This window comes from Marinobacter salexigens (genome assembly GCF_002806945.1).
Classification (GTDB): Bacteria; Pseudomonadota; Gammaproteobacteria; order Pseudomonadales; family Oleiphilaceae; genus Marinobacter; species Marinobacter salexigens.
Map to the genome: position 1 here is coordinate 347,654 of NZ_NIHC01000003.1, position 18,824 is coordinate 366,477.

21 protein-coding genes are annotated in these 18,824 nt (G+C 53.5%); 17 read left to right on the forward strand and 4 right to left on the reverse strand.

From position 1 onward, the window contains the following. The first annotated feature begins 15 nt into the window (after nt 1–15). From CDH47_RS06510 to CDH47_RS06535, 6 genes are all read left to right on the forward strand, one after another. Nucleotides 16–375: a phenol hydroxylase subunit P4 gene (locus CDH47_RS06510; protein WP_100639045.1), complete on the forward strand. Its 360-nt coding sequence runs from the start codon at nt 16–18 to the stop codon at nt 373–375. Nucleotides 376–385: 10 nt separating this feature from the next. Then, the gene (locus tag CDH47_RS06515; protein ID WP_100639046.1) at nt 386–1,447 is read left to right on the forward strand and encodes an NADH:ubiquinone reductase (Na(+)-transporting) subunit F; all 1,062 of its coding nucleotides are present in this window, start codon (nt 386–388) and stop codon (nt 1,445–1,447) included. Nucleotides 1,448–1,538: 91 nt separating this feature from the next. Beyond that, the gene (locus tag CDH47_RS06520) at nt 1,539–1,772 is read left to right on the forward strand and encodes a 2Fe-2S iron-sulfur cluster-binding protein (protein ID WP_338038006.1); all 234 of its coding nucleotides are present in this window, start codon (nt 1,539–1,541) and stop codon (nt 1,770–1,772) included. 47 nt (nt 1,773–1,819) lie between these two features. Next, nucleotides 1,820–2,743 (forward strand): catechol 2,3-dioxygenase, encoded by a 924-nt coding sequence (locus CDH47_RS06525; protein ID WP_100639048.1) that lies wholly within the window; start codon nt 1,820–1,822, stop codon nt 2,741–2,743. Between the two features lie 110 nt (nt 2,744–2,853). Next, a complete protein-coding gene (locus CDH47_RS06530; protein WP_100639049.1) occupies nt 2,854–3,045 on the forward strand; it encodes a 2-hydroxymuconate tautomerase in 192 nt (63 codons plus the stop codon). A 43-nt stretch (nt 3,046–3,088) separates the two neighbouring features. Next, entirely contained in the window at nt 3,089–3,976 is an 888-nt protein-coding gene (locus tag CDH47_RS06535; RefSeq protein ID WP_100639050.1) for a SphA family protein, read from the forward strand. Between the two features lie 91 nt (nt 3,977–4,067). Here the strand turns inward: CDH47_RS06535 and CDH47_RS06540 are convergent, their stop codons facing one another. After that, complete coding sequence (locus CDH47_RS06540) at nt 4,068–5,072, reverse strand: MsnO8 family LLM class oxidoreductase (RefSeq protein WP_205077536.1); 1,005 nt, start codon at nt 5,070–5,072, stop codon at nt 4,068–4,070. 116 nt (nt 5,073–5,188) lie between these two features. Here CDH47_RS06540 and CDH47_RS06545 point away from each other — a divergent pair, with 116 nt between their 5' ends. The 8 genes from CDH47_RS06545 to CDH47_RS06580 all read left to right on the forward strand — a co-directional run bounded on the left by CDH47_RS06545 (nt 5,189) and on the right by CDH47_RS06580 (nt 13,679). Then, entirely contained in the window at nt 5,189–6,079 is an 891-nt protein-coding gene (locus CDH47_RS06545) for a LysR family transcriptional regulator (RefSeq protein ID WP_100639051.1), read from the forward strand. A 206-nt stretch (nt 6,080–6,285) separates the two neighbouring features. After that, complete coding sequence (locus CDH47_RS06550; RefSeq protein WP_100639052.1) at nt 6,286–7,743, forward strand: 2-hydroxymuconic semialdehyde dehydrogenase; 1,458 nt, start codon at nt 6,286–6,288, stop codon at nt 7,741–7,743. Nucleotides 7,744–7,752: 9 nt separating this feature from the next. Further along, on the forward strand, nt 7,753–8,538 hold the full coding sequence (dmpE, locus tag CDH47_RS06555) for a 2-oxopent-4-enoate hydratase (protein WP_100639053.1): 786 nt from the start codon (nt 7,753–7,755) through the stop codon (nt 8,536–8,538). 29 nt (nt 8,539–8,567) lie between these two features. Beyond that, nucleotides 8,568–9,479 carry an acetaldehyde dehydrogenase (acetylating) gene (locus CDH47_RS06560; RefSeq protein ID WP_100639054.1) on the forward strand — a complete coding sequence of 304 codons (912 nt, stop codon included), beginning with the start codon at nt 8,568–8,570 and terminating at the stop codon, nt 9,477–9,479. 15 nt (nt 9,480–9,494) lie between these two features. After that, nucleotides 9,495–10,523: a 4-hydroxy-2-oxovalerate aldolase gene (gene dmpG, locus CDH47_RS06565; protein ID WP_100639055.1), complete on the forward strand. Its 1,029-nt coding sequence runs from the start codon at nt 9,495–9,497 to the stop codon at nt 10,521–10,523. Beyond that, on the forward strand, nt 10,523–11,329 hold the full coding sequence (gene dmpH / locus CDH47_RS06570) for a 2-oxo-3-hexenedioate decarboxylase (protein ID WP_100639056.1): 807 nt from the start codon (nt 10,523–10,525) through the stop codon (nt 11,327–11,329). Before dmpG ends, dmpH begins: the two co-directional genes overlap by 1 nt. Before the next feature lie 125 nt (nt 11,330–11,454). Next, on the forward strand, nt 11,455–12,711 hold the full coding sequence (locus CDH47_RS06575) for an MFS transporter (RefSeq protein WP_100639057.1): 1,257 nt from the start codon (nt 11,455–11,457) through the stop codon (nt 12,709–12,711). A gap of 23 nt (nt 12,712–12,734) precedes the next feature. Next, complete coding sequence (locus tag CDH47_RS06580) at nt 12,735–13,679, forward strand: ketopantoate reductase family protein (protein ID WP_100639058.1); 945 nt, start codon at nt 12,735–12,737, stop codon at nt 13,677–13,679. Here CDH47_RS06580 and CDH47_RS06585 read toward each other — a convergent pair. Together CDH47_RS06585 and CDH47_RS06590 are read right to left on the reverse strand one after the other, a co-directional pair. Next, the gene (locus tag CDH47_RS06585) at nt 13,676–14,722 is read right to left on the reverse strand and encodes a peptidoglycan -binding protein (RefSeq protein ID WP_100639059.1); all 1,047 of its coding nucleotides are present in this window, start codon (nt 14,720–14,722) and stop codon (nt 13,676–13,678) included. The two genes, CDH47_RS06580 and CDH47_RS06585, sit on opposite strands and share 4 nt — an antisense overlap. Further along, complete coding sequence (locus CDH47_RS06590) at nt 14,719–15,447, reverse strand: flagellar motor protein MotA (RefSeq protein ID WP_100639060.1); 729 nt, start codon at nt 15,445–15,447, stop codon at nt 14,719–14,721. Before CDH47_RS06590 ends, CDH47_RS06585 begins: the two co-directional genes overlap by 4 nt. 215 nt (nt 15,448–15,662) lie before the next feature. Between CDH47_RS06590 and CDH47_RS06595 the strand changes: the two genes are divergently transcribed. The 3 genes from CDH47_RS06595 to CDH47_RS06605 all read left to right on the forward strand — a co-directional run bounded on the left by CDH47_RS06595 (nt 15,663) and on the right by CDH47_RS06605 (nt 17,792). Continuing rightward, nucleotides 15,663–16,415 carry a substrate-binding periplasmic protein gene (locus CDH47_RS06595; RefSeq protein ID WP_100639061.1) on the forward strand — a complete coding sequence of 251 codons (753 nt, stop codon included), beginning with the start codon at nt 15,663–15,665 and terminating at the stop codon, nt 16,413–16,415. Nucleotides 16,416–16,484: 69 nt separating this feature from the next. Beyond that, nucleotides 16,485–17,315, forward strand: a complete 831-nt coding sequence (locus CDH47_RS06600; protein WP_239985615.1) for a substrate-binding periplasmic protein — start codon at nt 16,485–16,487, stop codon at nt 17,313–17,315. A 51-nt stretch (nt 17,316–17,366) separates the two neighbouring features. Continuing rightward, on the forward strand, nt 17,367–17,792 hold the full coding sequence (locus tag CDH47_RS06605; protein WP_100639062.1) for a hotdog fold thioesterase: 426 nt from the start codon (nt 17,367–17,369) through the stop codon (nt 17,790–17,792). A 19-nt stretch (nt 17,793–17,811) separates the two neighbouring features. Here CDH47_RS06605 and CDH47_RS06610 read toward each other — a convergent pair whose 3' ends face one another. Next, a complete protein-coding gene (locus CDH47_RS06610) occupies nt 17,812–18,819 on the reverse strand; it encodes a sensor domain-containing diguanylate cyclase (protein WP_100639063.1) in 1,008 nt (335 codons plus the stop codon). Nucleotides 18,820–18,824: the final 5 nt, after the last annotated feature.

Genomic DNA, 18,824 nt, shown 5'->3' on the forward strand with positions numbered 1-18,824 from the left:
AAAAAGGAGAGCACCATGAGTGTTAACGCTATTTCCGAGTACCACGCAGAACCCAAAGACCGCGTTGAGAATTTCAATGGCATGCAATTGCTTTATGTCTATTGGCCCCATCACCTTATGTTCTGTGCACCTTTTGCTTTGCTGGTTGCGCCGGACATGACCTTTGGCGCATTTGTGGACGAAATACTCAAGCCCGCTGTTGCAGCGCACCCGGATGCTGAAAAAGCTGATTTCCTGAATGCCCAATGGCGTCTTAACGAAGAAGCCTTCACCCCGGACCCTGCTGCTACGTTGATTGGCAGTGGAATTGATCACAAAAGCATGCTGACTGTGACTACACCGGGCCTGGAAGGTATCCAGGGTTCAGCGTCCTGAGAGGTGAGCTATGAGCCATACCGTAACCATTGAGCCGATTGGTGAAGAGATTGACGTTGAAGACGGCCAGACGATACTCCAGGCGGCATTACGCCACGGTGTCTGGCTACCCTTCGCTTGTGGCCACGGGACCTGTGGAACCTGCAAGGTGCAGGTGCTCGACGGTGATGTGGATTTGGGTGAAGCGTCTTCATTTGCCTTGATGGACAGCGAGCGCGAAGAGGGAAAGGTTCTTGCTTGCTGCGCGACACTGGAAAGTGACGTCACCATCGAAGCTGATATTGATGTGGACGAGGACTTTGAGGGCCATCCGGTGGAGGATTACCAGGCTACCGTCACTCAAATTGTCGATCTGTCCCCTACCATTAAAGGTGTGCACCTCAAGCTGGATCGGGGTATGACTTTTCAATCCGGCCAGTACATTAACCTCTATTTGCCTGGAGTTAGTGGTCCCAGAGCCTTTTCACTGGCAAATCCTCCCAGCAGGCCAGATGAAGTTGAACTGCATATTCGCCTCGTCGAAGGCGGCGCAGTAACGTCTTTCATTCACCAAGAGTTGAAAGAAGGCGACACACTGAAACTGTCAGGACCTTACGGGCAGTTTTTTGTGCGCAATTCCCAGCCGGGAGACCTCATATTTATTGCTGGAGGCTCAGGGCTATCCAGCCCCCAGTGCATGATTCTGGACTTGCTAGAGCAGGGTGATGGTCGGCAGATGGTGCTATTTCAAGGCGCCCGTAATACTGCAGAACTGTATAACCGTGAGCTGTTTGAAGGGCTGGCCCGTGACCATGAGAACTTCACCTATGTGCCTGCGCTGAGCCAGGCGGAAGATGATGCAGATTGGCAAGGGTTCAAAGGATACGTTCACGATGCCGCAAAAATGCATTTTGATGGTCGGTTTTCCGGGCGGAAAGCCTATCTCTGTGGCCCTCCTCCAATGATTGATGCTGCGCTTACAACGCTCATGCAGGGACGTTTGTTTGAACGGGATATTTTCATGGAGAAGTTTCTCACAGCGGCTGACGGAGCAGAAGACGCCCAGCGTTCTGCCTTGTTCAAAAAGATTTGAGGGCTGTGCCATGGGTGAGTTCTTTCAGATCACCGAGCAGTGCAGCGGTCAGTCGTTTCACTGTAAAGCAGGCCAGAGTGTACTCAAGGCTATGGAGAGCCAAGGGCTGAAGTGTGTACCGGTTGGCTGCAGAGGCGGGGGTTGTGGCTTCTGTAAGGTAACCGTACTCAGTGGCGATTACGAATGTGGAAAGATGAGCCGGGTCCATGCGCCCGAAGAAGCCCAGGCAAAGGGTGAGGTGTTGGCCTGCCGCATCTACCCACTGACTGATCTGATTGTTGAATGCCGGCCGCAGCCTGCGGCCACGCTCACGCCTCACGCGTGAGCACACTACAACAACTACACAACAACAAGAGCAATGAGGTAATTATCATGAGAAAGGGTGTAATGCGTCCCGGCCACGTCCAGATCCGTGTTCTCGATATGGATGAAGCCGTCAAACACTACAAGGACCTTCTGGGTCTGATCGAAGTGGATCGCGATGACCAAGGCCGTGTGTATCTCAAGGGTTGGACGGAAGTGGATAAGTTCTCCGTCGTACTTAGACAAGCAGATGAGCCTGGCATGGATTTCATGGGGTTCAAGTGCTTGAGCGAGGAAGTGGTTGACCAATTACGTGGTGAGCTGGCCGAGTTTGGTTGTGAGGTTGAGGATGTTCCCGAAGGTGAGCTCAAGGATTGTGGCCGTCGGGTAAGGTTTATTGCACCCACTGGCCACGCCTTCGAGGTTTTTGCCACCAAAAAGCAGACTGGCAAGTGGGGCGTTGGCAATCACAACCCGGAAGCCTGGCCGATGGGCCTTGAAGGCATGAAAGCAACGCGTTTTGACCATTGCCTGCTCTATGGCCCGAATCTTGATGAAACTCTGGATTTGTTCCGCGACGTGCTTGGGTTTGAACTGGCCGAGCAAGTAATAGCTCCAGATGGCAAGCGGGTTGCGCAGTTCCTGACTGCCAGCATGAAGGCTCACGATGTGGCCTTTATTCATCACGAGGAGCCGGCCAAGTTCCACCACGCTTCGTTTTTCCTGGAAACCTGGCAGGATGTTCTCAAGGCAGCAGATTTGCTGTCAATGACTGACACCTCTATTGATATCGGCCCTACCCGCCATGGCCTGACCCACGGCCAGACTATCTACTTCTTCGATCCCTCCGGCAACCGGAACGAAGTATTCGCTGGTGGCGACTACCACTACCCGGACCACGAGCCAGTAACCTGGGACGCCGAGGAGTTGGGCAAAGCCATTTTCTATCACGACCGTGCGCTGAATGAGCGATTTCTGTCTGTATTGACCTGATCCGTCAACGATACACAGCGAGCATCCTTCCACGACGACCGGTGATGTAATCACCGGTCGCTGTAAAAAGCTGAGTAGGGTGCCGGTTCGTAGCGAAATAAGGAGAGGTTATGCCAATTGCACAGCTTTATATCATTGAAGGCCGCAGTGATGAGCAAAAAGAAACGCTGATCCGGGAAGTGAGCGAAGCCATGGCCCGCTCACTGGATGCGCCTATGGAACGCATACGGGTGATGATCACCGAAATGCCCAAGCAGCACTTTGGTATTGCAGGGCAGTCTGCGAAAAAACTCGGGCGCTGACTCGAAAACAAAATTTCCAACAATTACAAAAAAGGAAGCATCAATGAGATACAAAAAAGCACTGACCCTGGCTGGACTGTTAGCTGCAGCCCCACTTTCATCTCCAGCACTGGCTGCCAATGGCCACTATGTCCCCGGTGTGGAAGGCATAGGTGGCTCCGCGGTGCCACCGCCCGGCGTTTACTATCGTGGTTATCTGGTGCACTACGATATAGACAACCTGCGAGATGGCCAAGGTAACAAAGCGCCTGGAAAGAATACGGGTGAGGTGACGGCGCTGGCCAACCGGTTTATCTGGATCACGGATAAAACCTTTCTGGGGGCCAACTACGGAATGGAAGCCATAATCCCGTTGCAGGACACCTCTCTGAACTTCAGAGGGCTGGGTGTTAAGGATAGCGATAGTGGTCTTGGTGACATCTTCATTGGGCCGGTTGTTCTGGGCTGGCACGGACAGCAATGGGATGCAGTGTTTGCAGCGGGCCACTGGTTCGATACCGCAAGCTTCGATGCAACGGAGCCCGCATCAATCGGCAAGGGCTATGGCACCACCATGCTCACCCTGGGGGGATCCTGGCATTTTGATCCGGACAAGCGCTGGTCTTTTTCAGCACTTTCCCGCTACGAGATCAAAACTGAACAGGATGACACCGACGTTACACCCGGGGACAGCTATCTGATTGAGTGGGCCCTGAGTCACCGCTTGAGTAACGGGCTTGATGTCGGCTTGGTGGGCTATGAAGCCTGGCAGTTAGAGCGTAATAAAGGAGGCTCTGCGGATAAGGCCGAGAAGCATGCCCTTGGCGCGGAAGCTGGCTATTTTTGGCCCAATTATGGGCTTGGCTTGAATGCGGCTTTTTACCAGGAATACAACAACGAAGCAGGGCCAGAAGGCGCCTTGCTGCGAGTGCACCTTACCAAGGTGTTTTAAGGCCGGAGGCTTGAACTCTCAGGAAACAAGCGAGGGTTCAAGCCTTGTTGCTAACGTAGTGTAAAGGGCACTGGTTTTCGGGTGGTTTAGCTTAGAGCAGGGCGCTGGCTAGCCGCTCGTAACTGGACAGGCGATGCTGGTAGTCGTGAGTCACAGTGATAACACCGACTTCATTCGATTGGTACTGGTCTGCAATGCGTACGATTGTCTCGGCGCATTCGTCTTCGTTACCCAAGACCATTGAATTCAGTACTGCATCGAAGAAGTCCTGGTCGGCCGGACTCAACTGCTCTTTCAGGCGCAGGGCTTCATCGGGTGCTTTGACGACTTCGCGAATGCCATGCCGGAAGGCTTTTACTTTCCAGTACACAGAAGGGGCGGCCAGGTATTCAGCCTCTTCACGGCTGTCAGCACAAAGAGCCGCAACTGCGATGTTGGCTTCGGGCTTGCCTGAGTGACCTGCATCGCGCCATGCCTGCTGGTACTCGGCAATCACACTGGGAGGGGCAGGATCAGGACTGATAAACAACGCGAGGGTCATTTTCATGCCCAGTTGTCCTGCAAGGCTACTACTGCCGCTGCCGGAGGCAAGCATCCAGGTTTGTGGGGCAGCGGGTTGGCCAGGCATCACTTGCAGGGTTTTGTAGGGATGATCGTCTGGCAGTGTGTTGTGTAGCAAACCCTGTAAAAGCCAGGCTTGCTCTGGGTAGTTGCCCGAGTTGGGACGGGCCGGATAAGCCAGAGCGTATGAGGCCAGTTCGTCGCCGCCGGGCGCACGGCCAATCCCCAGGTCTATGCGCCCAGGGTACAGGGTTTCCAACATGCTGAATTGCTCGGCGATTTTGTAGGGGCTGTAATGGCTCAGCATAACGCCGCCACTACCAACGCGAATGTGTTCTGTCACGCTTGCGATGTGGCTGACCAGAATCTCAGGGCAGGGGCCGGCAAAATTAACACTGTTGTGATGCTCGGCCAGCCAGTAGCGATGGTAGCCGAGCCGGTCACAGGCGCGAGCCAAGTCGACCGTTATGGCTGTGGGAGTGGTATCGCTAGGCAGTCCTTGCACAGGGGATTGGTCGACGACGAATAGTTTCAAAATGATCTCCAGTAGCCATGAGAAGGCAAACACAGTGGCTGTCAAATATAAGCCGGCGCAGATATTTGTCTACGGGATATGCGGGATAGCATGATTTCATTATTGAGAAGAACAATATGAATTATCAGGACTTGTTCTATTTTATTAAGGTTGTTGAAAAGGGAAGCCTGATTTCCGCTGCCCGCTATCTGGATATTCCCACTTCAACCCTTTCCCGCCGCTTACAGGCTTTTGAACAACAGCTTGGCTATAAACTGGTTCACCGAAGCTCAAAGAAATTTGGCCTGACTGAGTCAGGGCAGCGCTTCTACAACAGTCTTTCTCCAATAATGAGTGAGCTTGAGTTGCGCTCGGAAGACGTGAACAGTGAGCTTTCGTCACTTTCGGGAGACATCAAGATTACAGCGCCGATTGCTTTGGGGCACCACAAGGTGAAGGCCTGGGTATTTGAGTTCATGGAATTAAATCCACGGGTGAGCGTGGAAATGTTTCTCAGCAACCAGAATGTGGATTTGGTAACGAACAGCATCGATATAGCTTTTCGTCTGGGGTCTGTGACTCTCAATGATTGGATATCCCGGCCGCTTATGAGCACGGAAATGCTGATAGTGGCTGCCCCGGAGATGATGAGCCATTACTCTCAACCCAAACAGCCTGCCGAGCTTTCTGAGCTTCCGCTGATAGTGCTGAAGCGATCGGCTTTCTGGCGGTTTCAATGTGGTGATGGTAATGCCGAAACCTTTACCCCTCATGCTCATATTCGTACAGATGAAATCAACTTTGCACTGGATGCAGTTAAACAAGGGCTTGGAGCATGCTGTGTGCCGCGTTACGTGGTAGAGCGTGAGCTGGGAAGTGGTGAGTTGGTGCAGCTACTTCCTGAGTGGTCAATGGAAAAACGCACCATGCATATGATGTATCCGCACAGGGATAATTTGCCTCTAAAAACGCGCGCCTTTATTGATTTTGTTATGGCGAAGGTGAGCGGCGGAGAGGGGAATGCCTAGCCCTGGAAAAGGCTTTGGCGCCTTCAGAGTTCCCGATTATGGGAACTTAAGACCCCGTTTCAGGTGGTTTTATCCCGTTTTTGCAAAGTTATACTAAGTTCAACCAGACGGCATGCGCAGCGCAACTTTTGCAGAGCTTCCGTGCCACTCGACAAAACCAGAACGCTGCGGCAGTGCGCAGATGTAGCTAACAAGAAAGGTGAGCCATGAAAGAATTCAAGCACTTTATCAATGGCGAGTATGTGCCCTCTGCCAGTGGAAAGTTATTCGAAAACCGCAGCCCTGTAGACAACAGTCTCATTGGTAACGTTCATGAGGCGGGCGAAGCAGAGGTTGATACCGCTGTTCGAGCTGCCAAGGCTGCCCTGAAGGGCCCTTGGGGCAAAATGACGCAGAAGCAGCGGTCGGAAATGCTTTACAAGATTGCAGATCGTATCAATGAACGTTTTGATGAGTTTCTCGAAGCTGAGTGCCTTGATACCGGTAAGCCACGTTCCATGGCCAGCCATATAGATATTCCCCGGGGGGCGGCTAACTTCAAAGAGTTTGCCGAATCCATGAGTCATCCGACAGAAGGTTTCCGGATGGACACCCCGGACGGGGCAGGCGCTTTGAACGTAGGCCACCGTACGCCAAAGGGTGTTGTCGCTGTTGTTTCCCCATGGAACCTGCCGCTGCTGCTGATGACTTTTAAAGTAGGGCCAGCTCTGGCCTGTGGTAACACTGTGGTGGTTAAACCGTCGGAAGAAACGCCCGCGACGGCCACTCTGCTTGGCGAAGTGATGAACGAGTGTGGTGTCCCGCCTGGCGTGTTTAACGTGGTGCACGGTTTTGGACCGGATTCGGCCGGAGCGTTTTTGACCACTCATCCACTGGTCGATGCGATTACTTTCACCGGTGAAACCCGCACCGGTGAAGTCATTATGAAAGCGGCTTCAGTAGGGCTGCGCAACGTTTCCATGGAGTGTGGCGGAAAGAACCCAGGCCTCGTATTTGCCGACTGCGATCTCGAAAAAGCCGTTGAAGGAACCATGCGCTCAGCGTTCGTGAATTGTGGCCAGGTCTGCCTGGGTACCGAGAGAGTGTATGTAGAGCGTTCGATTTTCGATAAGTTCCTCGCCCGGATGAAGGAAGAGGTCGCCAAACTGAAGCTGGGCCGCCCGGAAGACCCTGAGGCCAACTTCGGACCACTGGTCAGTCTCGAGCATCGGGAAAAAGTAAAGAGCTACTACGACCTGGCCCGAGAAGAAGGCGCAACCGTTGAGATCGGCGGTGGCATCCCGGATATGGGTGCTGAGCTGAATGAGGGTGCCTGGATTGAGCCAACCATTTGGACCGGCTTACCGGAAGATGCTCGCGTTATCCGCGAAGAAATTTTCGGCCCTTGCTGCCACATCCGTCCGTTTGATACCGAAGACGAAGCCATCGCGCTGGCCAATGACACCAATTACGGCCTGGCCTGTGCAATCTGGACAGAAAACTCAGCCCGCGCCATTCGTGTGGCGGAGCAGATGGAGGTTGGTCTGGCCTGGGTGAACTCCTGGTTCCTACGGGATTTGCGCACCTCGTTTGGTGGCGCCAAGCAGTCTGGGTTGGGCCGCGAGGGTGGTGTACACGGTCTTGAGTTCTACTCTGAAACCAAAAACATCTGCATCAAACTCTGAGGAACCGATATGGATAAGCAACAGATTCAGCTTTGTGGTGATGAACTCTATCAGGCCATGGTCGACCGCGTTGCCGTTCGACCGCTAACCGAGCGTTTTAGCGATATCACCCTTGGCGATGCATACAACATCTCACTTCGGGTTCTGGAGCGTCGTATCGAGTCGGGAGAAAAGGTGATCGGCAAAAAGATCGGCCTGACCTCCAAGGCTGTACAAAACATGCTCAAAGTTGGTCAGCCGGACTTTGGTTACCTCACTGACAAGATGGCCTATAGCCAGGGCGAGGAAGTCCAGATTTCTGATCGCCTGATGCAGCCAAAGGCAGAAGGGGAAATAGCCTTCATTCTGAAAAAAGATCTGTTGGGCCCCGGTCTGACGGCAGCGGATGTGCTGGCAGCAACGGATTGCGTTCTTCCCTGTTTTGAAGTGGTCGACTCCCGCATTGAAAACTGGGAAATCAAAATTCAGGACACAGTGGCCGACAACGCATCCTGCGGTGTGTTTGTGCTGGGTGATCGAGCAGTCAACCCACGCAAGGTGGATCTGGCTACCTGCGGCATGGTAGTGGAAAAGAACGGCTCCATTATCAGCACCGGTGCGGGCGCAGCAGCCCTGGGTAGCCCGGTTACTTGTGTTACCTGGTTGGCGAACACCTTGGGGCAGTTTGGAATTCCACTGAAAGCCGGTGAGGTGATTTTGTCAGGTTCACTGGTACCTCTGGAGCCAGTACAGGCTGGTGACTTCATGAGTGTGAGCGTTGGCGGAATCGGCAGCGCGTCTGTTCGCTTTATCTGACCGGCCCCATTGATAACAGGATTACGAATATGAACAAGAAACTCAAAGCGGTCATCATTGGCCCAGGCAACATCGGTACCGATCTGCTGATGAAAATGCAGCGTTCCGAATGGATTGAGCCCGTCTGGATGGTAGGTATTGATCCTGAATCCGAAGGCCTTAAACGTGCTGCCGAAATGGGTATTAAAACTTGCTCAACCGGAGTGGATGGTGTTCTGGAACATATCATTGAAGATGATATCCGCGTTGCTTTTGATGCGACATCAGCTTACGTCCACGCCGAGAACAGCCGCAAGCTGAATGAGTTGGGTGTGATCATGATTGACCTGACTCCGGCTGCTGTGGGGCCATTCTGCGTGCCACCGGTGAATCTGGCAGACCATGCCAAGAACCTGGAGATGAACGTCAACATGGTTACCTGTGGTGGCCAGGCCACCATACCAATGGTGGCAGCTGTAAGCCGTGTTCAGCCGGTAGCCTATGGCGAGATCATTGCAACTGTGTCTTCACGTTCTGTGGGTCCGGGCACACGCCAGAATATCGATGAGTTCACCCGCACCACTGCTGGCGGCGTGGAAAAAGTGGGCGGTGCCAAAGAAGGTAAGGCAATCATCATTATCAACCCGGCCGAGCCACCGCTGATGATGCGCGATACCATCCACTGCCTCACTGAAAGTGAGCCGGACCAAGCCGCCATTACGGACTCCATTCACGCCATGGTAAAGGAGGTACAAAAGTACGTTCCGGGTTACACCCTGGTCAATGGGCCAATCTTTGATGGCAAAAAGGTCAGCTGCTACATGCAAGTGGAAGGGCTGGGTGATTTCCTTCCCAAGTACGCAGGCAATCTGGACATCATGACGGCCGCCGGACTGCGCACCGCCGAGATGTTTGCTGAAGAAGCAGCCAACGGCACCATCAAACTACCGGCACGCGGCTAAGCGGGAGAAATGACAATGAATCTGAACGGTAAAAAAGTCACGTTGCACGACATGAGTTTGCGCGACGGCATGCACGCCAAGCGTCATCAAATTAGCCTTGACGAAATGGTAAGTATTTCCACGGCCATGGATGAAGCGGGCATGCCGCTGATTGAAGTCACACACGGTGACGGCCTTGGTGGGCGCTCACTGAACTATGGCTTTCCGGCTCACAGTGATGAGGAGTACCTCAGCGCGGTAGTGCCAAAGATGAAAAATGCCAAAATTTCGGCGTTGCTACTGCCGGGCATCGGTACCGTTGACCATCTGAAAATGGCCAGGGATCTGGGTGTCTCTACCATCCGGGTGGCTACCCATTGCACTGAGGCCGACGTGTCAGAACAGCACATCGGCATGGCAGCCAAGATGGAATTGGACACCGTTGGCTTCCTGATGATGGCGCACATGGTTAGCCCGGAGAAGATTCTGGAGCAGGCCAAGCTGATGGTTGGCTATGGCGCTAACTGCATTTACGCCACTGATTCTGCAGGATATATGTTGCCTGATGATGTTGCGGCACATATAGGTTTGTTGCGCTCCGAGCTGCCCTCCAATATCGAAATTGGCTTCCACGGCCATCACAACCTGGGCATGGGTATAGCCAACTCTCTGGCAGCAATAGAGGCGGGCGCATCCCGTATTGATGGGTCTGTTGCAGGGTTGGGTGCGGGCGCTGGTAACACGCCACTTGAAGTGTTCTGTGCCGTGCTTGATCGCATGGGCGTAGAGACGGGTGTTGATCTGTACAAGATTATGGATGTAGCCGAAGACCTTGTGGTGCCCATGATGGATCAGCCGATTCGTGTGGACCGCAACGCACTGACCCTGGGCTATGCGGGAGTTTACTCCTCGTTCTTGCTGTTCGCCGAGCGGGCAGAGAAAAAGTACGGCGTCTCAGCCCGTGACGTTCTGGTAGAGCTTGGTCGTCGGGGCACAGTGGGTGGGCAGGAAGACATGATTGAAGACCTGGCGTTGACCATGGCTAAAGAAAAAGGATTGATCTGATGACTGAAGCATATGAGAACAAACTGACCCAGGCGCAGATTGAAGAGTTGGCGGCCCACTGCGAGAAAGCTGAACTCGAAGCCTATGAGATCACCAAGATTACTGATGACTATCCGCAAATGACCTACAAGGATGCCTTCGACATCCAGTGGGAAATGCGTCGCCGTAAGGAAGAGCGCGGCCATAAAATCGTTGGCATGAAGATGGGGCTCACTTCCTGGGCTAAAATGGCGCAGATGGGCGTTGAGCAGCCCTGCTATGGTTTTCTGGCTGATTACTTCAGCGTTCCTGAGGGGGGCGAAATCAAGCATGATGAGCTGATTCACCCAAAGATTGAAGCGGAACTGGCCTTTGTGCTTAAGGACGAACTGAAAGGCCCGGGTGTACACATAGGCGATGTGCTGCGCGCCACCGATTTCGTGATGCCTGCAGTTGAGGTAATCGATTCGCGCTACAAAGATTTCAAGTTCGATCTCAAGAGCGTGATTGCAGACAACTCCTCCTCCAGCCGTTTTGTAACTGGCGGGCGTATGGCAGACATTGCAGATGTTGACCTGAAGAACATCGGCGTTGTAATGGAAGTCAACGGCGAAGTGGTTCAGACTGGTGCAGGAGCCGCAGTGCTGGGGCATCCTGCCGCTTCCGTAGCCATGCTGGCCAATATGATGGGGGAGCGTGGAGAGAGCTTGCCCGCTGGCAGCTTCATCATGATTGGAGCGATTACAGCAGCGGTTCAGGTTGATAAGGGTGATGCCTTCACAGTTCGCTATCAGGGCTTAGGCACTTTAAGCGGTAAATTTGTTTAAGGGATTAGGCTCGGCCTCTCTGACTGGATCAGAGAGGCCAAAACAGCATAGAAAGCTTTCGTTAGTTAAAGAACGTATAAAATCAGCGTCCTACCTGTTAAGTCAGGCGCCAGGGAAAATCTGGGATGGTCATGATGCAGCCTGAAGTGACGTCGATAACACAGACGCGAACAGTTGCTTTGAGCATTTTTTTGCCATTCGCTATCGGCTATTTCGCGTCCTACCTTTATCGTGCCATCAATGCTGTTATCGCTGATGAACTGATGGTCGATTTGGGCTTGTCCGCAAGTCAGCTTGGTCTGCTGACCAGCACCTACTTTCTCGCATTCGCTGTGGTTCAGTTGCCGGTTGGCATGCTGTTGGATCGCTTTGGGCCCAGGCGGGTTGAAGCCTCACTGTTGCTGGTCGCGGCTCTGGGCGCGGTTGTATTCTCTCTGGCCGACAGCCTTACGGCCTTGACGTTGGGCCGATTACTGATCGGTGTAGGGGTGGCCTGCTGCCTGATGGCGTCGTTCAAGGCGTTTGCGCTTTGGTTCCGGCCGGACCAACTGCCAATGCTGAATGGCAGCCTCATGGCTTTCGGGGCGTTGGGGGCTCTCGCAGCTACTGTACCTGTAGCGTGGATGCTGGAATTTACTGGCTGGCGGCAGTTGTTCATGGGGTTGGCGGCAATGACCCTGATACTGTCCGCGTTAATCTTTATAGTAGTGCCTGAGCACCGGGGGCCCCTTAAGGATGTCCATTTTGGTGCTCTGGTTGGTGGTCTGAAACAGGTATTGTGCGATCGTTTTTTCTGGCGCATTGCTCCGGTAGCTGCGGTGTTTACCGGCTCATCTATGGCTATTGCCACACTCTGGGCTGCCCCTTGGCTACGTGACATTATGCTGCAGGACCCCGGCCAGGTCGCAACAGCCTTGATGTTCATGGCATTGGGAATGGGAACCGGGTTTCTAAGCCTTGGCTTCATTCTGGCGTGGCTACTCAGGCACGGCGTTCGTCCGGTGCCCGTTATTGCGGTGCTCATGACACTGTTTATGAGCATGGTTGCAGCCATGGCCTCGGGCTGGCAGGTGCCGATGCTACCTCTGTTCATGGCCTCGATGGGTTTTTTAGGCTCTTCGTCTGCCACGATATTTTCCTTGTTGTCAGGTCACTTTGACAGCAATTTGACGGGCCGAGCCAGCACCGCTCTCAACTTGCTGGTTTTCATCGCAGCGTTTGTTTTTCAGTGGGGTGTCGGAGTCGTTATCGGCGCCTGGGGTACCACAGAGTCTGGTGCCTATCCGGTAGAGGGGTATCAGGTTGCATTCGGCACGTTGGTTGCTCTGCAAGCCATTATGATTGCCCTGCTGGTCTTCAGTGACCGCAAGCTGACAACTTGAAGAATAGGAACGAGGGTTTATTGATGCTCAGCATACTCATAATCGGCGCAGGTGGGGTTGGCGGATATTATGGCGCTCGACTGGTTGAAACCGGTCATCGGGTTGTTCTGACAGCACGCGGTGAGCATCTTTCAGCCATGCAGAAAAACGGGCTCGTGGTTCTCTATGAAGAGCGGCGGATACAGTGCAAGGTGCCGGCGGTTGATCACGCTGCACTAATGGACAATTACCGGCCTTCTGATTTTGATGTCATTTTAATTGCACTTAAATCCACCGCAACACAAACGGTGTTAGACGAGCTTGGGCAATGGTTGGCGCAGTGTGAGGTGCCGGTTTTGTCGTTGCAAAATGGTGTGGATAACGAGCCACTTTTCGCTCGTGTGCTGGGTGATACCCGCGTTCTGGGAGGCCTGGCTGTGCGGATCGGTGGCCACATTGTTGAGCCTGGTGTTGTTGAGGCCGAAGGCGTGGCGCAGATAGTCATGGGGGAATGGCCGTGTGTTCCGGGTCTCCAGGATGCTCGCCGCCCGCTCCTGGAGACCCTGAAAACTGCCTTTGAGAAGGCTGGTATTCCCACGGCGATTTCAGACGATATTCGTTACGAGCTCTGGCGCAAGCTGGTGATCAATAATGGCGTCAATCCGATTTCTGCCCTTACGGGCCTGGATACTCAAAGCCTGACCCGGCACCCGCGGTTCAGTAGGGTCGTGTACGGGATGATGGCAGAGACCGCTGCTGCCGCAAAGGCTGATGGCGTCGAGCTTGGCAAAACGGATGTAGACGAGATGTTCGATCTGATCAGCAGCTTTAATGCGATCAAAACGTCGATGCTGGTGGATAAGGAGAAAGGCCGCCCACTGGAGCTGGATAGTATTGCAGGAGCCGTGCTCCGCCGCTCTGAAGCTCTCGGTATCGAAGCCCCTTACACTGCCACCGTTTATGCCCTTCTGGAGCATACTCAGGATTAGCGATCCGTCAGCTTGATCTCGATACGCCGGTTTTTCTGAAGGGCCTCTGGTGTGGTGGCATCCGCGACCGGAAAGAACTCGCCAAACCCGGCTGCGACCATGCGGTTTTGCGGCACGTCCTGATTCGCCAGATAGCGAACCACTGCTACGGCGCGGGCGGTTGAGAGTTCCCAGTTGGAGGGGAATCTGGGTGTATTGATGGGAATCCTGTCGGTATGGCCGTCGATGCGGAGAATCCAGTCGAGGTCTTCCGGAATGGTTTCGACCACATCGAGCAGTACTCCGGCCAGTTTGTCGAGCTCGCGCATGCCTTCAGCACCCAGCTGGGCAGATCCGGATGCAAACAGCAGTTCCGAGGGCAGCAGGAAGCGGTCGCCCACAACCCGGATGTTCTCATTGGCCGCCAGAATATTCCGCAACCGTGAGAAGAATTCAGACTGATACTGCTCCAGCTGATTGACACGCTCGGCCAGCAGGGTATTCAGGCGTTGGCTGACGTTCTCCAGCTCGCCTTCTTTATCTGCAGTCATTTTCTTTTGCAGCTTCAAAGCAGCGGTTATCTGCCGCAGCTGGTTTTGCAACGAGGCGATCTGATTGGATAGCCGCAGGATCATGTTTTGCTGGCTGATGGACAGCTCAGCTTTGTCATCCAGTTCCTGATTCATGTTCGCCAGCCTTTCTGCTCTGGCTTCGGCATCAGCGGTCTGCTGCATCAGCTGGTTTCGGGTAGCTTCCAGGCGGTCCTGGAGGCCTTCATTCTCAGCCAGGCTGTCACTGAAGTTGCTCTGAACGGTGAGCATTTGCTGCTCCAGAGCTTCCGTTTTGCTTTGTTCCAGCCCCAGCAGTTGCGATATTTCGTTCAGGCGCTGGTTCAGCCGGGCCAATTCGGAGTTGCGGTCAGAGAGGGTCTGAGACAGAAAAAGCTGGCTGACCACGTAGATTAACAGCATGAAAATGACCAGCATCAGCAAGGCCGAGAGTGCATCGACATACCCCGGCCATACGTTAGTGCTGCTTCGGCTTCGACGTCTGGACCCGATCATGGCTGTTGTTCAGAGCTGGTGAACGGGTCCAGAAGATTGGTCACACCGGTTAGCCATTCTTCCAGGCCGTCGTAAAAACGGTTCTGCGCATGGCCGGCCTGAATATCGAGAAAGCCCAGTATCAGTGAGCCGCCAAGGCCAAGTAGTGATGAGCTGAATGCCGTGCCCATGCCTTGCAAGGGCGTTAATAGCCCTGTTTGAAGATCAGCAAACACCTTGCCGAAATCACCCTGGCCCATATCCAGGTTGGTAATGACCTCGCCAACCGCATTGATGGTGCCCAGCAAACCCCAGAAAGTACCGAGAAGACCGAGAAAAACCAGTAAGTTGATGAAGTAGCGTGTGATCTCACGCTGCTCATCCATTCTTGAATGAATGCCATCCAGAACCGTTCGAAGTGACATGGTCGAGAGGGTGAAGCGGTCTCGCTTGGCGTCTTCACCTAGTTGCCGTGCCAAAGGCTTGAGCAGGCGCGGCTCTTCCAGCACTGAAAGGCCGGAGTGGCCGGTGCGGAACTGGGCAATCCAGCGCAGTTCGGGGAACAGCACGAACACCTGTCGATAGGTGAGGCCGATGCCAACAAGCAGAACGCAAACAATTAACAGATTGAAGACCCAGTTCGCCATGAATGCGGTGGCCAGAGGTTTGTGAACCAACACGCCAACAACGGCAACAACCGCCAGAAAAAAGGTCATCCAGAAAAGCGTGTGTTTTGGATTACTCATAAAAAGAAGCCAGCCTTTTGATATGTTCCTCAAAAGTTAGCACAGACTGGCGGATCTTGAAGGTTAATTGCGGGACATGATGGTGGCGTTGGTCAGCGCAGCATCCGCTTCTTTGCGCAGTTAAGCCCTGCGCAGATAGATCTGAGAGCGTCTATACTCTGTATGGACTTTATTGACAGTTGTGATTTGTGAAGGTGTTCAGGAGACAAAATACAATGCGATTACTGATGGCCGCCATGCTGGCAGCGATAGCGTTTTCAGCGGCTGCACAGCAAGGTACCGAGACAGTTCGTGCATTGACAGTAACAGTAGGTGCCAACCATGCGCCGCCTTACCGGATTATTCAGGGCAGCAGTCCCTCGGGTCTTTACGTGGAGATCTTTAAGGAGATCACGGACCGGCTCGGCTGGAAAGCGCATTACAGGGAAGTGCCCTTTCGCAGAGTGCTGAAACTGGTCCAGCAGGGTGAGGTGGACCTTATGCTGGGTGCCCGGGAAACTCCCGAAAGAGAAAAATATATGGCCTTCGTTGCTCCGGCTTTCCCGGCGGATCGCCGATTGTTTCTGTACTTTGATGAGGCGAACCGCATTGAGCGCTATTCGGATCTTTATGGTAAAACCATTGGGGTTCTTGAGGGCTCTACTTACTTCAGGCGTTTTGATAGCGATGAACAGTTACGTAAAGAGCCCGCGCCTCGGTATGAGAATTTGATGTGGATGATGGAGAGAGGTCGGGTGGATGTTGTGGTGGTGCCTGAACTCATTGGCATCTACACGTTAGGTAAGCTTGGTATGCCGGTGAATGTGTCTCCGTTTTTCATGCCTGGAGAACGCTCATGGATAGCAGTTGCCAAAACCTCACCGGTTTTGGAATATGCAGATGACATAAGGGCTGCTCTAAAACTGGTAAAGACAGAGGGTATATATGAAGATCTGGTATTAAAGTACATGGATCAGTACGCACAGTGATGTTAGATAGCAAGCCGGGCCTTGTTAATGCCCCCGGCCGGTATAAATGGCTTGATACCAGGGAGCAGTATGGTCATTCACGTTTTTGCCCATAAAATAAAGATACGTACTGTCTTTGTCAGAATGTTCACTTTGCTGCTAACGCTTATGGTTATCGGTAAAGTCGGAGCGGCGGATGCGCCCAATTGCAAAAAACTGACCGCAAGCGGTAATCCGGAGTATCCACCATTGCTATGGGCAGATCCCGGAGTGCCAGAACATCTCACGGGAGCAGTCACTGCGTTGCTGGGAGAGATTCTTGAATCCCTTGGGGTTGAGCTTGAGGTCGAGAACCTCGGGTCTTGGGCGCGGGTTCAGCGCCTGGCCAAGATCGGCGAACTGGATATGGTTGCCGGCGCCTTCATAACCTCTGAGCGCATCCGGCACATGGACTACCTTCTGCCGCCGTTTACCAATCTGGCTGCGTCCATTTGGGTGCCTAAAGGTAAGGCATTCGAGTACCGCCACTGGCCCGATTTGCAGGGCAAGCGGGGAGGCACGCTGATCAACAATAGCTTTGGACAGGGTTTCGACCGCTATGCAGAAGAGAACTTGCAAATTGTTGGTGTGCGAACCATCGAGCAGTCTTTTGAAATGGCAAATGCCGGGCGTATAGATTACGTTCTGTATGAGCGATTACAGGGGCAGGTAAAGTTACAGCGCCTGGGGCTGGCAGATGAATTTGTAGCCTTGGATGTACCTGTCAGCAAAGAGGGGCTGTTCTTTACGTTTTCCAAGAGTTCAAGCTGCAATACGTTTGAGTTCCGAGAGCGCATTGCAGATCGTCTGTATACCGCGATTCATGCAGGTCGTCTGGATGAGCTTATAAGCGAATACACGGCCCGTTACCTGTCTCTTTAGCCTAAATGTTTTTGGGACAATTCACTCAACCAGTCAGAGAGTTTAATCAGTATGGCTATCTGGACCCGTACACCGGATCTTGAGCATTTGGCCAAGGCCAGTGCAAACACCGCAGTCACCCACATGGGCATCGAATACACTGAAATTGGAGATGATTATGTGACCGGCCGCATGCCGGTTGATGAGCGCACGGTTCAACCGTTTGGCATTTTACATGGAGGTGCTTCGGTGGTTCTGGCGGAAACGCTGGGAAGCATGGCTGCAAATTGCTGCCTGAAAGATCCCGACACCGTTGCGGTAGGGCTTGAAGTCAATGCCAACCACATACGCCCTGTTACCAAGGGCTGGGTGTATGGAACAGCCAGGCCCCTGCATATTGGAAGTACGACCCAGGTGTGGGAAATTCGCATGTCGAACGAAGAGGGTAAAACCACCTGCATTTCGCGCCTGACAATGGCCGTTACGCGACGGCCCTAGGCGCTCCAGGAGCGTTACCTCAGGTCTTGTCTGGAGTGGCGCTTCCGAACTCCCGGAAGAGGTGTAATCTGTTTCGGCCTTTGGCTTTGGAGAGGTACATGGCTTCATCGGCCCGCGACAGCAGTGCCTCCAGGCGGTCATCATCTGCCGACAGAATGGCGACACCGAAACTGGCGGTTGGTTTGAGCTCTGTTGCTTTATAGAGAACCTTGAGCTCCTGAAGCGTTGTACGCAGCCGCTCCGCCAGTTCCATGGCCTGGTCCTGAGGGGTGTCGGGCAGTAGCACGGCAAATTCTTCGCCTCCGATGCGTGCGGCTATGTCGGATTCCCGCACTCTTGCCCGGAGCATGCTACCCACCTCCCGGAGTACCGCATCTCCGGCCTCATGGCCGTGGTTGTCGTTGGTTTGTTTGAAATGATCCAGATCAAACATGATCGCAGAGACAGGCGTGTTGCGCCGTCGCGCCTGCTTCAGAAGCTGCCCCCCAAACTGGAAAAAAGCTCTGCGGTTATTCAGCAGTGTCAGCTCGTCCTGCAGGGAGGCCTTTTCTGCTTTTTGCTGAGCATCTTTCAGGGCAACTTCCATTTTTTTCCGGTCGGTAATATCGGTGGCGATTTCCAGGCGAACCAAACGCCCGTCAGTCCACCTGATCGCCTGATCCCTGCACTGGTACCAGTGCTTATCTACTGTGTTCTGAAATTCCCATACATGGATGCCGGTGGCATTGCCGGAACTGTCAATTAACAGGTGGTTTGTGCAGAAGTTGCAGGGGCCATCGGCATTTTGCAGAACTTGCCAGCACTTTTGGCCTTGTCGGATATTGTTGCCCATTGCATTTCGGCCATAAGCATTCATATACAGCAGTTCATGCGTTTCGAAGTCTGCCACGTATACCATGGCGTCAAGATTATCGAGAATCGTCTGGAGCCCTGCATCAGCGCCCGACACTGCAGTAGCCGCAGGCTCCGCAGAGTCGGGATCAATACCCCGCACAGGAATGGTGTAGTCGCTTTTACCAGTAGTCATTGGCG

Excerpts from the sequence above, each read along its gene's own strand:
- CDH47_RS06520 (WP_338038006.1), top strand. The coding sequence starts at position 1,539 with ATGGAGAGCCAAGGGCTGAAGTGTGTACCGGTTGGCTGCAGAGGCGGG.
- CDH47_RS06545 (WP_100639051.1), top strand. The coding sequence starts at position 5,189 with ATGAATTATCAGGACTTGTTCTATTTTATTAAGGTTGTTGAAAAGGGA.
- CDH47_RS06600 (WP_239985615.1), top strand. The coding sequence starts at position 16,485 with ATGGTCATTCACGTTTTTGCCCATAAAATAAAGATACGTACTGTCTTT.
- dmpE (WP_100639053.1), top strand. The coding sequence starts at position 7,753 with ATGGATAAGCAACAGATTCAGCTTTGTGGTGATGAACTCTATCAGGCC.
- CDH47_RS06605 (WP_100639062.1), top strand. The coding sequence starts at position 17,367 with ATGGCTATCTGGACCCGTACACCGGATCTTGAGCATTTGGCCAAGGCC.
- CDH47_RS06530 (WP_100639049.1), top strand. The coding sequence starts at position 2,854 with ATGCCAATTGCACAGCTTTATATCATTGAAGGCCGCAGTGATGAGCAA.
- CDH47_RS06550 (WP_100639052.1), top strand. The coding sequence starts at position 6,286 with ATGAAAGAATTCAAGCACTTTATCAATGGCGAGTATGTGCCCTCTGCC.
- CDH47_RS06535 (WP_100639050.1), top strand. The coding sequence starts at position 3,089 with ATGAGATACAAAAAAGCACTGACCCTGGCTGGACTGTTAGCTGCAGCC.
- CDH47_RS06580 (WP_100639058.1), top strand. The coding sequence starts at position 12,735 with ATGCTCAGCATACTCATAATCGGCGCAGGTGGGGTTGGCGGATATTAT.
- CDH47_RS06610 (WP_100639063.1), bottom strand. The coding sequence starts at position 18,819 with ATGACTACTGGTAAAAGCGACTACACCATTCCTGTGCGGGGTATTGAT.
- CDH47_RS06525 (WP_100639048.1), top strand. The coding sequence starts at position 1,820 with ATGAGAAAGGGTGTAATGCGTCCCGGCCACGTCCAGATCCGTGTTCTC.
- dmpG (WP_100639055.1), top strand. The coding sequence starts at position 9,495 with ATGAATCTGAACGGTAAAAAAGTCACGTTGCACGACATGAGTTTGCGC.
- CDH47_RS06560 (WP_100639054.1), top strand. The coding sequence starts at position 8,568 with ATGAACAAGAAACTCAAAGCGGTCATCATTGGCCCAGGCAACATCGGT.
- CDH47_RS06510 (WP_100639045.1), top strand. The coding sequence starts at position 16 with ATGAGTGTTAACGCTATTTCCGAGTACCACGCAGAACCCAAAGACCGC.
- CDH47_RS06590 (WP_100639060.1), bottom strand. The coding sequence starts at position 15,447 with ATGAGTAATCCAAAACACACGCTTTTCTGGATGACCTTTTTTCTGGCG.
- CDH47_RS06575 (WP_100639057.1), top strand. The coding sequence starts at position 11,455 with ATGGTCATGATGCAGCCTGAAGTGACGTCGATAACACAGACGCGAACA.
- CDH47_RS06515 (WP_100639046.1), top strand. The coding sequence starts at position 386 with ATGAGCCATACCGTAACCATTGAGCCGATTGGTGAAGAGATTGACGTT.
- dmpH (WP_100639056.1), top strand. The coding sequence starts at position 10,523 with ATGACTGAAGCATATGAGAACAAACTGACCCAGGCGCAGATTGAAGAG.
- CDH47_RS06595 (WP_100639061.1), top strand. The coding sequence starts at position 15,663 with ATGCGATTACTGATGGCCGCCATGCTGGCAGCGATAGCGTTTTCAGCG.
- CDH47_RS06585 (WP_100639059.1), bottom strand. The coding sequence starts at position 14,722 with ATGATCGGGTCCAGACGTCGAAGCCGAAGCAGCACTAACGTATGGCCG.